Below are 14,879 nucleotides of genomic sequence, written 5' to 3'. Positions count from 1 at the left end.
CAGCGGCGTCGGCGAGGGGCTTGCAGGTCTCGGAGTCGATCACCTTGAGGCGCAGGGTGAGCGGGATGCCCTCCTGGTCCTCGGTGATGTCCCGGCGGAGCTTGTCCGCGTCGATGTAGTAGGGGCCTTCGGTGGTCTCGGAGGTCAGCTTGTAGCAGGACTCGCCCGCGCTCCCGGTGGCCTTGGACCGACCGACGCCCGCGGCGACGACCTTACGGCGTGTCAGATCCCTCTTGTGTTCCGGCCCTTGGGCCGCTTCGTGTCCCGTCATGGGAAGGGAAGCTAGGGACCCTGTCTGTCAGGAACCTGGGTGAGAGCTGGGCAAGAGCCCTGGGTACGAAAGTGGCTCGGAACCAACGTCGGTTCCGAGCCACTCCCTACGGGCCGCCTACTTCGGCTGCGGCTTGCGCACCGACAGGTGCAGCTCCTTCAGCCGCGCCTCCTCCAGCTCCGTCGGCGCGCCCATCATCAGGTCCTGGGCGTTGCCGTTGAGCGGGAAGGCGATGGTCTCGCGGATGTTGGGCTCGTCGGCGAGCAGCATCACGATGCGGTCGACGCCGGGGGCGATGCCGCCGTGCGGCGGGGCGCCGAAGCGGAAGGCGCGCAGCATGCCGGCGAACTTCTCCTCGACGGTCTCGCGGTCATACCCGGCGATCTCGAAGGCCTTGAGCATGATCTCCGGCTCGTGGTTCCGGATCGCGCCGGAGGACAGCTCGACGCCGTTGCAGACGATGTCGTACTGCCAGCCGAGGATGTCCAGGGGGTCCTGGGTCTCCAGGGCCTCCAGACCGCCCTGCGGCATGGAGAAGGGGTTGTGCGAGAAGTCGATCGCGCCGGTCTCCTCGTCCTTCTCGTACATCGGGAAGTCGACGATCCAGCAGAAGCGGAAGACGTTCTCCTCGAAGTGCCCGGCACGCTTGGCGGCTTCCACCCGCACCGCGCCCATGATCTTGGAGACCTCGTCGAACTCGCCCGCGCCGAAGAAGACCGCGTGGCCGGCGGCCAGGGAGAGCCGCTTGGTGAGCTCCGCGACGTTGTCCTCCGTCAGGAACTTCGCGATCGGGCCCGACAGCGAGCCGTCCTCGGCGACGCGGACCCAGGCCAGGCCCTTGGCGCCCTGCGAGACGGCGTAGTCACCGAGCTGGTCGAAGAACTTCCGCGGCTGCGCGGAGACGTCCGGCACCGCCAGCGCCCGCACGTGCTTGCCGGCGAACGCCTTGAACTCCGAGCCCTCGAAGATGTCGGTGATGTCGACGAGTTCGAGCTGGGCGCGCAGGTCGGGCTTGTCGGAGCCGTACTTCAGCATCGCCTCGCGGAACGGGATCCGCGGGAACGGCGAGGTGACGTGACGGCCGCCGCCGAACTCCTCGAACAGCTCCGTCATCAGCTTCTCGACGGGCTGGAAGACGTCCTCCTGCTCGACGAAGCTCATCTCGATGTCGAGCTGGTAGAACTCGCCCGGCGAGCGGTCGGCGCGCGCGTCCTCGTCGCGGAAGCAGGGCGCGATCTGGAAGTAGCGGTCGAACCCGGAGATCATCAGCAGCTGCTTGAACTGCTGGGGCGCCTGGGGGAGGGCGTAGAACTTGCCCGGGTGCAGGCGGGACGGGACGACGAAGTCGCGGGCGCCCTCGGGGGAGGTCGCGGACAGGATCGGCGTCGCCATCTCGTTGAAGCCGAGGGCCGTCATCTTGTGCCGGATCACCGAGATGACCGCCGTACGCAGCATGATGTTGCGGTGCATGCGCTCGCGGCGCAGGTCCAGGAAGCGGTACTCCAGGCGCCGCTCCTCGTTGACCCCGTCCTCGGTGTTGATCGTGAACGGCAGCGGGGCGGCAGCGCCGAGCAGCTCGACCTCGCCGACCTCGACCTCGATCTCACCGGTCGGCAGGTCGGGGTTGATGTTCTCGGCGCCACGGGAGACGACCTGGCCGTCGACACGGACGGTCGATTCCTTGGACAGCTTGTCGAGGGCCTCGTAGGCGGGGGTGCCGGGACGGGCCACGAGCTGCGTGATGCCGTAGTGATCGCGCAGATCGATGAAGAGGATGCCGCCCAGGTCGCGCCGATTGTGCAGCCAGCCACTCAGCCGGACGTCGGTGCCGACGTCAGAGGAGCGGAGCTCGCCGCAGGTGTGGGACCTGTACCGATGCATCGTCGTTCATCCAGTCTTCGCTGATCGGGGTCTGTGTTTCACGTGAAACTGGTCCCCAGCGTACCGGCCAGGCGAAGATCGGCTCTCCTCAGTTAACGATCGAGCACACTTCAGTCTTCGGTGGCAGCGTTCGGCGGCCTCTTCTTAAAGTAGGTCAATGCGCACTGGCGAGCCCCTGCCCGCCGTGGGGGAGGCTCTCGCAGCCCTCGCGACCGGCCTCTGGCACTGGGACACCGCTACCGGGCTGGTCACGGTCGACGCCGAGGCGGCACGGTTGCTCGGGCTGCCCGCCGAGCAGGTCAGCCTTACGGAGGCCCAGGCCCGGGCCCGGCTGCACCCGGTCGACTGGAACGAGATCACCGGCGTGATCCAGCTCGCCGTCGCCGAGGGCACCCTCGCCGAGGTACGGATCCGGATCATGGACGAGCAGGGCCGTATCGTCCGGGTCGTCCGCAGCCGCTCCAAGCCGTCCTTCGACCGGGCCCGCAAGGCGTACCGGATGATCGGCACCCTCCAGGAGGTCACCGAGCCCACGCCGGGCACCCCGGCCGGTCGCCGCGCGGTCACCGGCGACTGGCGGCGCTCCCGGGAGGCGTTCCTGCTGGACGCGGGCCGGGCGCTGGCCGAGGCGCGCTCCACGCAGGAGGTCCTGCGGGTCACGGCCAATCTGTCGATGCCCGGGTTCTCGCCGGACGGGCTGGCGGTGTTCGGGGTCTCGGGCGACCGCCTGACGATCATCGGGCACCACGGGCAGCAGCAGGGCGACGACAGCCCGTTCTCCGACATGGCGCTGGACACGGACTACCCGGCCGCCGAGGTGGTGCGCACCGGCCGCGCGGTGTACTTGTCCTCTCCCGAGCAGTACAAGGCCCGCTACCCGCTGACCTGGCCGCTCGCCCAGCGCTTCGGCCGCCGGTCCTGGGCGTTCCTGCCGCTGACCGTGGCCGGCCGCACGATGGGCGCGTGGATGGCGGCCTTCACCTACCCGGTCGCGTTCACACCGGACGAGCGGTCCGTGCTGGCGACCGTGGCGCGGATGCTGGCCCAGGCGCTGACCCGGGCGGGCGTGGCCGAGAGCGAGCGGGCACTGACCGACGGGCTCCAGCGCACGATGCTGCCGAGGCTCGGCCCGCAGCGCATCCCGGGCATGAGCGTCGCCGCCCGCTACGTCCCCACCGGCGGCGGCCTCCAGGTCGGCGGCGACTGGTACGACGTGATCCCGCTGCCGAGCGGACGGTTCGCGCTGGTCATCGGTGACGTCCAGGGACATGACGTGCGGGCGGCGGGCCTGATGGGCCAGCTCCGCATCGCTCTGCGCGCCTACGCCTCGGAGGGGCATCGCCCCGACGCCGTGCTCTCCCGCGCGTCCCGCTTCCTGCACGGCATCAGCGACGAGGACCCCGCCGACCCGCGCTTCGCGACCTGTGTGTACGTCGAGGTCGATCCGGCGAACGGCGTGCTGGACATCGCCCGGGCCGGGCATCCGGACCCGGCGATCCGGATGTCCGACGGCACGGTACTGACGCGGCCGACGGCGGGGGGCCTGCCGCTGGGCATCGACCCGGACGCCGACTACCCCACGACCCGGCTCGCCCTGGAGGCCGGCGAGACCATGCTGATCTGCACGGACGGCCTGATCGAGACCGGCGGCCACGACCTGGACTCCGGCTGGCGGCGGCTGCGCGAGATCCTGGAGGACCACAAGGGTGATCTGGAGGAACTCGCCGACACCCTGGTGCAGGCCGTGCACGGGCCGTCGTCGCACCACACCACCGGCCCGCTGATCGACCGCCGCGAGGACGACATCGCGCTGCTGCTGCTGAGCCGGGAGGACGAAGGGTGCGGCTGCGGCGACACCGTGCTCGTGCGGATCCCCGTGCGGCGCACGATGCTGACGGTCGCGCAGGCCGAGCCGGAGCGGATCGCGGTGGCCCGGCAGCAACTGCGCGAGCTGCTGCACGACTGGACCTCCCCCGACCAGCACGACTCGGCGGTACTGCTGCTGTCCGAGCTGCTGACGAACGTCCTCGTGCACACCGACTCCGACGCGCTGCTCGTCGCCGAGATCACCGGCGAGGTGGGTGAGCGGCGGCTGCGCATCGAGGTCACCGACACCGGCGACGATCTGCCGCACAAGCGCAGACCCGGGGAGCTGGCGTCGTCCGGCCGCGGCCTGGTGCTGATGGAACTGCTCGCGCACGCCTGGGGGGTGGATCCGCGCGGCGAGGGCAAGAGCATCTGGTTCGAGCTCTACGAGTCCGTGGACGGCTCGGGCGACGGTTCCTGGTCGCCGTAGCGGTCGCGGAGTTCCTGGAGGACGCCGAAGGCGGCCGCGGTGAGCGGCACGGCGAGCAGCATCCCGAGCACTCCGGCGACCGACGCCCCGGCCGTGATCGCCACCATCACCACCGCCGGGTGCATCTGCACGGTCCGGCTCTGGATCAGCGGCTGGAGCACGTGCCCTTCCAGCACCTGCACCGCGATCACGATCCCGAGCACCCACAGCGCGATGACGAACCCCCGGTCGGCGAGCGCGACCAGCACAGCCACGGCCCCCGAGATGAAGGCGCCGAGGTAGGGGATGTAGGCCCCGACGAAGACCAGCGCCCCGAGCCCGGCCGCCCCGGGAACGTCCAGGACGAGCAGACCGACGGTGATGCAGAGCGCGTCGATGAGCGCGATGAAGGTGGTGCCGCGCATGAAGCCCTCGACGGCGTGGAAGGCCCGCCGTGCCATGGCCTCCAGGGTGTCGGCCGAGCCGCTCGGGGCCAGGGCCCGCAGCGTCCCGGCGGCCTTGTCGGAGTCGCGCAGGAAGAAGAAGACGAGCAGCAGCGCGAGCACGGCCATGGCGATGGTCTCGCCGACCACGCTGACCCCGCTGATCACGCCGGAGGCGGCGGAGCCGCCGAACTTGCCGAGGAGTTCCCGGGCGTTGGAGGCCACGTCGTCCAGCGAGGTCCCGGCCGCCCCGAAGTGGGCGGAGATGCCCCGCGCGGCGTCCTTGAGCGAGGCGACGATCTCGTCGCCGGTGTCGATGAGCGCGGCGACCACGATGTACACGGCGCCGCCGACCACGGCCACGACGGCGACACAGGTGAGCCCGGCCGCGACCGACCGCTGGACCCCGGCCTTCACCAGCCGCCGGTGCAGGGGCCCGAGCAGGGCCGTGCCGAGCAGCGCGAGCAGCACGGGCACGACGGCGGTCCGGAACTCGTCGCACAGCCGGATCCCGACGTAGACGACTCCGGACACGAGCAGCACGAGCGCGCACCAGGCGCCGAGCCGCCGGAGGGGGTCCGGGAGAAGCGGCCTGGTCCCGGAGGCGGCCGGGTCGGAGTCCTGCACCCCTCCACCCGACCACGCCGGGAGCGGGCCGTCCCGTCAGGACGACCCGCCCGGGTGACAGTCCGTCAGCCCTGCGGGCCGCTCGCCGTCATGCCGTGGACCGCCGGGACCGTCCCCAGCCGGCCCTTCTGGAAGTCCTCGAAGGCCTGCATGAGTTCTTCCTTGGTGTTCATCACGAACGGGCCGTAGTGGGCCATCGGCTCGCGGATCGGCTGCCCGCCGAGCAGGACGACCTCCAGGTCCGGCGTGTGGGAGTCCTGCTTCTCGTCCGCGCGGACGGTCAGCGAGGAACCGGCGCCGAAGACGGCGGTCTGGCCCATGTGGACCGGGCGCCGCTCGGTGCCCACGCTGCCGCGCCCGGCCAGGACGTACGCCAGGCCGTTGAAGTCCTCGCGCCACGGCAGGGTGAGCTCCGCACCCGGGGCGAGGGTCGCGTGGACCATCGTGATCGGGGTGTGGGTGATGCCGGGGCCGGCGTGCCCGTCCAGCTCACCGGCGATGACCCGCAGCAGCGCGCCGCCGTCGGGGGTGCTGAGCAGCTGGACCGAGCCGCTGCGGATGTCCTGGTAGCGCGGGGCCATCATCTTGTCCTTGGCGGGGAGGTTCACCCACAGCTGGAGACCGTGGAAGAGCCCGCCGGACATGACGAGATGCTCCGGTGGCGCCTCGATGTGCAGCAGACCCGAGCCCGCGGTCATCCACTGGGTGTCCCCGTTGGTGATGGTGCCGCCACCGCCGTTGGAGTCCTGGTGGTCGAAGATCCCGTCGATGATGTACGTGACGGTCTCGAAGCCGCGGTGCGGGTGCCACGGCGTGCCCTTGGGCTCGCCCGGCGCGTACTCCACCTCACCCATCTGGTCCATCATGATGAACGGGTCGAGGTGGCGGTAGTTGATCCCCGCGAACGCCCGGCGCACCGGGAAGCCCTCGCCCTCGAAACCGCTCGGGGCGGTCGTGACAGCGAGCACGGGACGTGCCACGGCATCGGTCGGCGCGGTCACGCGGGGCAGCGTCAACGGGTTCTCGACGGTCACAGCAGGCATGTCGGTTCCTCCTCGTGTACGCCCAGTTTAGTTGAGCGTTGAACTTTCTGCCACCCCTAACGAAGAAAACCGGACGGGCATTCCCGGGCGACGGCGCAGCGAACCACGGGAGACCGGCACGGCGAAAGACCGGCACCCCGCATCGGGGCACCGGCCTTCGTCCGTTCGGGTCAGGCGACCAGTTCACGCTCCTCGCCGGCGGCCCCGGCCGGCTCCGGCGCGCGGTCCCGCATCACCACCGTGGCCACCGCCGCCGCGGCCAGGACACCGACCGCGCTGATCGTGAAGGTCGTCGACATCGAGGCCGTGAAGGCCTCCCGGGCCGCCCGCACCAGACCCGAGTCGCCGCCCGCGAGAGCCAGGGCCCCGCCGATGGACTCCCTGGCCTGCTCGGGGGCACCGGCCGGCATCTCGTCCGCGTACCCGCCGGAGAGCAGCGAGCCGAGGATCGCGATGCCGAGGGCGGTGCCGGACTGCTGGACGGTGTCGTTGAGGGCCGAGCCGACGCCCGCCTGCTCCTGGGGGATGGTGCTCATCAGGGCGGCCACCGCGGCCGGCATCGCCAGGCCGGCACCGAGTCCCAGGATCCCCAGCGCCACGGCCGGGACCGTGAAGCCGCTGTCCGCGCCGAGCGTGGTCAGCAGCCCGAAGGAGGCGGCCATCAGCAGCATGCCGCCGAGGATGACGAACCGGTTGCCCGCCTTCACGGCGAGCTGCGCCCCGGCCGCGTTGCCCGCCAGCGCGGCCACCGCCAGCGGCAGGAAGGCCAGGCCCGCCTTGACCGCGGACCAGCCGAGGACGAACTGGAGGTACTGGGTCAGGACCAGCAGCAGGCCGGCGTTGCCGATCTGGACGAGCGCCAGGGAGAGCGAACCCCCGCTGAAGTTGCGATGCCTGAACAGGACCAGCGGGACCATCGGCGAGCGGGTGACGTTCTCCCAGACCACGAAACCGGCCAGGGCGACCACCGCGACGGCCAGGACGAGGAGGGAACGGCCGCCGAACGCGCCGTGCTGCGGAATCTCGATGATCCACCACACCAGGGCCGTCATCCCCACCGCCGACAGCACCGCGCCCAGCGGGTCCGGCTTCTGCCACGGCGCCTTCGACTCCGGCATCAGCAGCACACCGGCCAGCAGCGCGAGCCCGACGATCGGCACGTTGATCAGGAAGATCGCCTGCCAGGCGAAGTGGTCGATCAGCACCCCGCCGAGCACCGGGCTGCCCACCAGCCCCAGCATCGACACCGAACCCCATGCCGCCATCGCCTTCGGCCGCTCGTCCTCGTCGAAGACGGTGATCAGGATCGACAGCGTCGACGGCATGATCAGCGCTCCGCCGACCCCCATCGCGATCCGCACCGCGATCAGCTCGCCCGGGGTGGAACAGAACACCGCCCCCAGCGAGGCCGCCCCGAACAGCAGCAGGCCGATCAGCATCACCCTCCGGCGCCCGAACCGGTCCCCGAGGCTCCCCGAGGTCAGCAGCAGCCCGGCGAAGACCAGCGTGTAGGAGTCGAGGATCCACTGCATGTCCTGGGCGCTCGCCCCGATGTCCTCGGTCAGCGCGGGCACCGCGACCGTGAGCGCCATGTTGTCGACGACCAGCACGAGCGTGCTCAGGCACAGCACGATCAGGATCCACCAGCGGCGTGGATTGCGAGTGTCCATTTTCGTTCCCCTCCCGCGAACACCGTTCCTTCGTTGCGAACACTGTACGCACAGCCGAACAGTGTGCGCAACACTGAAGTTCTGTACGCTGATTGCGCACGCTGTTCGCACGAAGGTGCCGGAGATCCAGCAGGAGGAGCCGATGAACCGGGGCAGGACGACGGACAAGAACCCGATCCCGTCCGTATGGGCCCGTGAGCAGCGCCGGACCGACCAGCCCGCGCTCAGCCGCGAGGCGATCGTCCGCGAGGCGGTCGCGATGCTCGACGCGGACGGCATCGAGGCGCTCAGCATGCGCAAGCTCGGTGCCCGGCTGAACGCCGGCGCGACCTCGCTGTACCGGCACGTCGCCACGAAGGACGAACTGATGGAACTCGCGGTGGACGAGGTCGCCGCCGAGATCCACGTCCCGCCGGCCGACAGCCCCGACTGGCGCGCGGCGGTGACCGAGGCCGCGGAGTCCTTCCGTACGACGGCCCTACGGCACCCCTGGCTGACCCTGGTCCTGGGCCAGGCCGGGCTCGCCTACCTCGGGCCCAACTACATGAGCTTCTCCGAGCGCCTCGCGGCCCTGTTCACCGCGGCGGGGTTCCCCGAGCCGAGCCGTGCGATCGAGACCGTCTTCTCGTACGTCATGGGCATGAGCAACGCGGAGGCCGCCTGGCTCACCACGGTCGCCCGGTCCGGCGAGACCGAGGCCGGCTTCATCGCCCGCCTCATGCCCGCGGCCCAGCGGGCCGCGGCCGACCACACCCACCTGGCCATTCCGCACGCGGAGGTCGAGGAAGCCACCACCGAGCCCGCCGCCCTGCGCGACACGAAGTTCGCCTACGGCCTGGAGGTCGTCCTGGACGGCCTGGCGCTGCGCCTGCCGAAGTGAGGGCGGCGCCTGTCCGACAACGCCCTAGCCGTCTGCGAAGCAATGGCGTCTAGCCATACATCCGGCGCATCGCGAACTCGACCATCTGCTCGACGGCCTTCGCGTCGAACACCATGCGGTGCTCGCCCTCCATGTCCAGCACGAAGCCGTAGCCGGTCGGCAGCAGGTCCAGGACCTCGGCGCCGGTGATCACGAAGTACTTGGACTCCTTGCCCGCGTACCGGCGCAGCTCCTTGAGCGTGCTGAACATCGGGATCACCGGCTGCTGGGTGTTGTGCAGGGCGAGGAAGCCGGGGTTGTCGCCGCGCGGGCAGTAGACCTTCGACGTCGCGAAGACCTGCTGGAAGTCCTCGGCGGACATCTGCCCGGTCGTGAACGCGCGCACCGCGTCCGTCAGGGAGGGCGGGGACGGCTCGGGGTACAGCGGCGGCTGCTGTCCGTACCCGCCGGACATCGGCTGCTGCGGAGGGGCGTACTGCCCTTGCGGGCCCGCTGTCTGGTCGTAGCCGTACATGAGCGCAAGAGTACCGAGCGCGGCCGGGCGATCGGGCCGGTACGGCAGGCCCGGCAAACCGACAGCGAGTTGACAGCGCCGGCTCGTGGATCGCCGGGCCCGCCGCTCGTAGCGTCGGACCATGAACGGACGCCACGACGAAGGCCCGCACGAGCACGACGGGGGCCTCTCCCACGACCTGCCCGTCCTCGCCCGCCGCCGGATGATCCGGCTGATGGCGGGCGCGAGCATGGTCCCGCTGGTGGGCTGCACGGCGGAGGAGAAGACCACGGCGTCCCCCTCCTCCTCCGCTTCGGCCGCCGGGTGCGCGGAGATCCCCGAGGAGACGGCCGGGCCCTTCCCCGGCGACGGCTCGAACGGGGTGAACGTACTGAAGGAGAGCGGGGTCGTCCGCAGCGACATCACGCGGAGTTTCGGCGACTCCGCGGGCGGCACCGCCGAGGGCGTCCCCCTGACGATCATCCTGACGGTGGTGGACGCGGCCTCCGGCTGCGACATCCCGAAGCAGGGCGCCGCCGTGTACGTGTGGCACTGCGACCGGGAGGGCGCCTACTCCCTCTACTCCGACGGCGTCACCGAGGAGAACTACCTGCGCGGCGTCCAGGAGACGGACGACAAGGGCCAGGTCACGTTCGCGAGCATCTTCCCCGGCTGCTACCAGGGCCGCTGGCCGCACCTCCACTTCGAGGTCTACGACAGCCTGGCCGACGCCACGGCGGCCACGTCGATCACGAACACCTCGCAGCTCGCCTTCCCGAAGGACGTCTGCGACGCGGTGTACGCCACGGACGGCTACGGCGCGAGCGTGCGCAACCTGAGCGGCCTCTCCCTGGAAGACGACGGCATCTTCAGCGACGGCCACGACCGGCAGCTGGCGGCGATGACGGGCGGTACGGGGGACGGCTACACCGCGACCTTGACCGTTCCGGTGTGACCTGTCACAGATGACCGGAAGGGGTTGCGTCTTATTACTGGCGGGTAGCATCATCGTAGCTACTTGTTGGTACGTGAACTAGCGCGAGGATCCAGTGCCTCGCCGATCTCTCTAGGGAGCCGGGAGCCGTCGCCATGGGGCACTACAAGTCGAATCTCCGCGACATCGAGTTCAACCTCTTCGAAGTACTCGGGCGCGACAAGGTGTACGGCACCGGCCCGTTCGAGGAGATGGACGTCGAGACCGCGAAGAGCATCCTGGAGGAGCTGACCCGCCTCTCGGAGAACGAGCTGGCCGAGTCCTTCGCCGACGCCGACCGCAACCCGCCGGTCTTCGACCCGGAGACCAACACCGCGCCGGTCCCGGCCTCCTTCAAGAAGAGCTACCAGGCCTTCATGGACTCCGAGTACTGGCGTCTCGGCCTGCCGGAGGAGATCGGCGGCACCACCGCGCCCCGCTCCCTGATCTGGGCGTACGCCGAGCTCATCCTGGGCGCCAACCCGGCCGTGTGGATGTACTCCTCGGGCCCGGCCTTCGCCGGCATCCTCTTCGAGGAGGGCAACGAGGTCCAGAAGCACATAGCCAAGATCGCCACGGAGAAGCAGTGGGGCTCCACGATGGTGCTCACCGAGCCCGACGCGGGCTCCGACGTGGGCGCCGGCCGCACCAAGGCCGTGCAGCAGGAGGACGGCTCCTGGCACATCGAGGGCGTGAAGCGCTTCATCACGTCCGGTGAGCACGACATGTCGGAGAACATCCTCCACTACGTGCTGGCCCGTCCCGAGGGCGCCGGTCCCGGCACCAAGGGCCTGTCCCTCTTCCTCGTCCCGAAGTACCTCTTCGACTTCGAGACCGGCGAGCTGGGCGAGCGCAACGGCGTCTACGCCACCAACGTCGAGCACAAGATGGGCCTGAAGGCCTCCAACACGTGCGAGATGACCTTCGGCGACCAGCACCCCGCCAAGGGCTGGCTGATCGGCGACAAGCACGACGGCATCCGCCAGATGTTCCGCATCATCGAGTTCGCCCGCATGATGGTCGGCACGAAGGCGATCTCCACGCTGTCCACGGGCTACCTGAACGCGCTGGAGTACGCCAAGGAGCGCGTCCAGGGCCCGGACCTGGCGAACTTCATGGACAAGACCGCGCCCAAGGTCACCATCACCCACCACCCGGACGTCCGCCGCGCGCTGATCACGCAGAAGGCGTACGCGGAGGGCATGCGCGCCCTGGTGATGTACACCGCCTCGATCCAGGACGCGATCCAGATCAAGGAGGCCGCCGGCGAGGACGCCGCCACCGAGCACGCGCTGAACGACCTGCTCCTGCCCATCGTCAAGGGCTACGGCTCCGAGAAGGGCTACGAGCAGCTCGCCCAGTCGCTGCAGACCTTCGGCGGCTCCGGCTTCCTCCAGGAGTACCCGATCGAGCAGTACATCCGGGACTCCAAGATCGACACCCTCTACGAGGGCACCACGGCCATCCAGGGCCAGGACTTCTTCTTCCGGAAGATCGTCCGCAACCAGGGCGCCGCGCTGAACTCCCTCGCCGAGGACATCAAGAAGTTCCTCGCCCTCGGCACGGGCGGCGAGGAGCTGGCCGGGGCCCGCGAGCACCTCGCCAAGGCCGCGGTCGAGCTGGAGGCCATCGTCGGCCTGATGCTGACCGACCTCGCGGCCACCGAGCAGGACGTCAAGAACATCTACAAGGTCGGGCTCAACACCACCCGCCTGTTGATGGCCTCCGGTGACGTCGTCGTCGGCTACCTGCTGCTCAAGGGCGCCGCCGTCGCCGCCGAGAAGCTGGAGACCGCCTCCGCCAAGGACAAGGCCTTCTACACCGGCAAGATCGCCGCGGCGAAGTTCTTCGCGGCCAACGTCCTGCCGGGCGTCACCCTGGCCCGCAAGGTCGCCGAGGGCGTCGAGCTGGACCTGATGGAGCTGGACGAGGCCGCGTTCTAGATCTCTCACGTCCTCTGTTCGAGGGCCTGTTCCCTTACGCCGGGAACGGGCCCTCGTCCGTCGTTAAGGTGAAGCCATGACCCAAGCAGCCCGCTTCGACCGCGGCCACACCGACGACCTCATGACCTTCCTGGCGGCGAGCCCCTCGCCGTACCACGCCGTGGCCACAGCTGCCGAGCGGCTGGAGAAGGCAGGCTTCAGGCAGGTCGCCGAGACGGACGCCTGGGACGGGACGAGCGGCGGCAAGTACGTGCTGCGCGGCGGCGCGATCGTCGCCTGGTACGTGCCGGAGGGCGCCGCGCCGCACACGCCGTTCCGGATCGTCGGCGCCCACACCGACTCCCCCAACCTGCGCGTCAAGCCGCTCCCCGACAGCGGGGCGCACGGCTGGCGCCAGGTGGCCGTGGAGATCTACGGCGGGCCGCTGCTCAACTCCTGGCTGGACCGCGACCTGGGCCTCGCGGGCCGGCTGACCCTGCGCGACGGCTCGACGCGCCTGGTCGACGTCGACCGGCCGCTGCTGCGCGTCCCGCAGCTCGCCATCCACCTGGACCGCTCGGTGACGGCCGACGGCCTCAAGCTCGACAAGCAGCGCCACATGCAGCCGGTCTGGGGCCTGGGACACGACGTCCGCGACGGCGACCTGATCGCCTTCCTGGAGGAGACGGCCGGCATCCCGGCGGGCGAGGTCACCGGCTGGGACCTGATGACGCACTCCGTGGAACCGCCCGCCTACCTGGGCCGCGACCTCGACCTGCTGGCCGGCCCGCGCATGGACAACCTGCTGTCGGTGCACGCCGGCACGGCGGCCCTCGCGGCCGTGGCCTCCGGCGCGTCCCAGCCGGCGTCCATCCCGGTCCTGGCCGCCTTCGACCACGAGGAGAACGGCTCCCAGTCCGACACGGGCGCGGACGGGCCACTGCTCGGCAACGTGCTGGAACGCTCGGTGTTCGCGCGCGGCGGCTCCTACGAGGACCGGGCCCGCGCCTTCGCCGGTACGGTCTGCCTGTCCTCCGACACGGGTCACGCCGTCCACCCCAACTACGCGGAGCGGCACGACCCGACGCACCACCCGCGCGTCAACGGCGGCCCGATCCTCAAGGTCAACGTCAACAACCGCTACGCCACGGACGGTTCGGGCCGCGCGGAGTTCACGGCGGCCTGCGAGGCGGCCGACGTGCCCTTCCAGTCCTTCGTCTCCAACAACTCCATGCCCTGCGGCACCACGATCGGCCCGATCACCGCCGCCCGGCACGGCATCAGGACCGTCGACATCGGCGTGGCCATCCTGTCGATGCACAGCGCACGCGAACTGTGCGGCGCCGACGACCCGTTCCTGCTCGCGAACGCGCTGACGGCGTTCCTCGAGAGGTAGAACGGGCCGTCACCGCATGGGTGTTCCCCTCGGGGGTACCCGGTGTGCGGACCGGAACGACCGGACCGTACAGGGAGGCGACACTCATGGGCCTCGGCGGATGCATCATCCTCATCGCCGTGGGAGCCATCCTCACGTTCGCGACCGACTGGGACATGCAGGGGGTCAACCTCGACCTCGTCGGCATCATCCTGATGATCGTCGGACTGATCGGCGTCACGACGTTCAGCAGCATCGCCAGGCGGCGGCGTGTGGTGGTGCCGCCCACGACGCCGGTCGTGGACGACGGACGACACCACACGCGCGACGGCTACAGCGACGGTTACGGGGTGTAGGGCCACCAGGGCCCGCACCCCGGGCCGTCGAGCCCGGGAAGGCTTTCGAGGAAACACCCACTCATCTCAGCAACTAACTCAGTAATGTGCTGAGTTATGGACTTCACCGTTATCGCGCACGCCGTAGAGGTGGATCACGGCATCAAGCGGCTCTCGATGCGCTTCATCAAGAAGTACGCGGCGCCGGAGCGGCAGCGGCTGAGCGCCGAGCTCTGTGACGAGATCTCGAAGGAACTCGACAAGCTCGGGCTCATCACGCTGCCCCGGCGGCTGCCGACGTCCGAGAACGAGTTCGTGTTCGTGATCGAGAAGGACAGTGCCCTCGGCCAGACCGTGACCGTCGCGTCGACCCTCGCCGCCCTCGACAAGCTCGGCCAGAGCCCGCTGCCCCGGCTCTTCGACAACTACACCGAGGCGCGCGGCCAGTTGATTTCATGATGCCCTGACCCAGTCGTTTTCGATCAACATGGATCAGTTTCGACTGGATGCGGTAATGAGCTTGGTGGGCCCTCATCGGATCAGTAGTTTTATCAGCGCGCGAAGCGAGGCGCCTGCAACGCGCGAGCACCGCCGTTGCAGCGGAGGCTCCCTGACATCCCTTGCCATGCAATGGAGCTGAGCCTTGAGCGCTTCCGAGAAGCACCCTGCCGCCCCCGCCGCCGGCGGCGGG

12 protein-coding genes and 1 pseudogene are annotated in these 14,879 nt (G+C 69.9%); 7 read left to right on the top strand and 6 right to left on the bottom strand.

Going from position 1 to position 14,879, the window contains the following annotated elements:
• Positions 1–271: pseudogene (locus tag CCL05_RS13625) on the bottom strand (dioxygenase); the annotation flags it as partial.
• Between the two features lie 117 nt (positions 272–388).
• Positions 389–2,152 (bottom strand): aspartate--tRNA ligase, encoded by a 1,764-nt coding sequence (gene aspS, locus CCL05_RS13620; RefSeq protein ID WP_086560762.1) that lies wholly within the window; start codon positions 2,150–2,152, stop codon positions 389–391.
• Positions 2,153–2,309: 157 nt separating this feature from the next.
• Here aspS and CCL05_RS13615 point away from each other — a divergent pair, with 157 nt between their 5' ends.
• Positions 2,310–4,448: a SpoIIE family protein phosphatase gene (locus tag CCL05_RS13615; protein WP_086560761.1), complete on the top strand. Its 2,139-nt coding sequence runs from the start codon at positions 2,310–2,312 to the stop codon at positions 4,446–4,448.
• Here the strand turns inward: CCL05_RS13615 and CCL05_RS13610 are convergent.
• The 3 genes from CCL05_RS13610 to CCL05_RS13600 form a co-directional block, all read right to left on the bottom strand.
• Positions 4,403–5,497 (bottom strand): AI-2E family transporter, encoded by a 1,095-nt coding sequence (locus CCL05_RS13610; protein ID WP_086560760.1) that lies wholly within the window; start codon positions 5,495–5,497, stop codon positions 4,403–4,405. The genes CCL05_RS13615 and CCL05_RS13610 overlap by 46 nt on opposite strands.
• Positions 5,498–5,562: 65 nt before the next feature.
• Positions 5,563–6,540: a pirin family protein gene (locus CCL05_RS13605; RefSeq protein WP_086560759.1), complete on the bottom strand. Its 978-nt coding sequence runs from the start codon at positions 6,538–6,540 to the stop codon at positions 5,563–5,565.
• A gap of 170 nt (positions 6,541–6,710) precedes the next feature.
• Positions 6,711–8,210 (bottom strand): MFS transporter, encoded by a 1,500-nt coding sequence (locus tag CCL05_RS13600; RefSeq protein ID WP_086560758.1) that lies wholly within the window; start codon positions 8,208–8,210, stop codon positions 6,711–6,713.
• Positions 8,211–8,352: 142 nt separating this feature from the next.
• Between CCL05_RS13600 and CCL05_RS13595 the strand changes: the two genes are divergently transcribed.
• Positions 8,353–9,090 carry a TetR/AcrR family transcriptional regulator C-terminal domain-containing protein gene (locus CCL05_RS13595; protein ID WP_086560763.1) on the top strand — a complete coding sequence of 246 codons (738 nt, stop codon included), beginning with the start codon at positions 8,353–8,355 and terminating at the stop codon, positions 9,088–9,090.
• Positions 9,091–9,139: 49 nt separating this feature from the next.
• Here CCL05_RS13595 and CCL05_RS13590 read toward each other — a convergent pair whose 3' ends face one another.
• Positions 9,140–9,604 carry an SseB family protein gene (locus CCL05_RS13590; RefSeq protein ID WP_086560757.1) on the bottom strand — a complete coding sequence of 155 codons (465 nt, stop codon included), beginning with the start codon at positions 9,602–9,604 and terminating at the stop codon, positions 9,140–9,142.
• A 121-nt stretch (positions 9,605–9,725) separates the two neighbouring features.
• Between CCL05_RS13590 and CCL05_RS13585 the strand changes: the two genes are divergently transcribed.
• The 5 genes from CCL05_RS13585 to CCL05_RS13565 all read left to right on the top strand — a co-directional run bounded on the left by CCL05_RS13585 (position 9,726) and on the right by CCL05_RS13565 (position 14,647).
• Entirely contained in the window at positions 9,726–10,538 is an 813-nt protein-coding gene (locus tag CCL05_RS13585) for an intradiol ring-cleavage dioxygenase (RefSeq protein ID WP_086560756.1), read from the top strand.
• 134 nt (positions 10,539–10,672) lie between these two features.
• Positions 10,673–12,499 (top strand): acyl-CoA dehydrogenase, encoded by a 1,827-nt coding sequence (locus CCL05_RS13580; RefSeq protein WP_086560755.1) that lies wholly within the window; start codon positions 10,673–10,675, stop codon positions 12,497–12,499.
• Positions 12,500–12,575: 76 nt separating this feature from the next.
• Entirely contained in the window at positions 12,576–13,874 is a 1,299-nt protein-coding gene (locus CCL05_RS13575; protein ID WP_086560754.1) for a M18 family aminopeptidase, read from the top strand.
• An 86-nt stretch (positions 13,875–13,960) separates the two neighbouring features.
• Positions 13,961–14,209: a DUF6458 family protein gene (locus CCL05_RS13570; protein WP_010032488.1), complete on the top strand. Its 249-nt coding sequence runs from the start codon at positions 13,961–13,963 to the stop codon at positions 14,207–14,209.
• A 96-nt stretch (positions 14,210–14,305) separates the two neighbouring features.
• Positions 14,306–14,647, top strand: coding sequence for a hypothetical protein (locus CCL05_RS13565; RefSeq protein ID WP_086560753.1), 342 nt, complete (start codon positions 14,306–14,308; stop codon positions 14,645–14,647).
• The last annotated feature ends 232 nt before the right edge of the window (positions 14,648–14,879 follow it).

Source organism: Streptomyces africanus, from assembly GCF_002150735.1.
GTDB classification, from domain to species: domain Bacteria; phylum Actinomycetota; class Actinomycetes; order Streptomycetales; family Streptomycetaceae; genus Streptomyces; species Streptomyces africanus.
The sequence above is the reverse complement of the archived record's forward strand: the minus strand, read 5'-3'. Positions and strand labels throughout refer to the sequence as shown.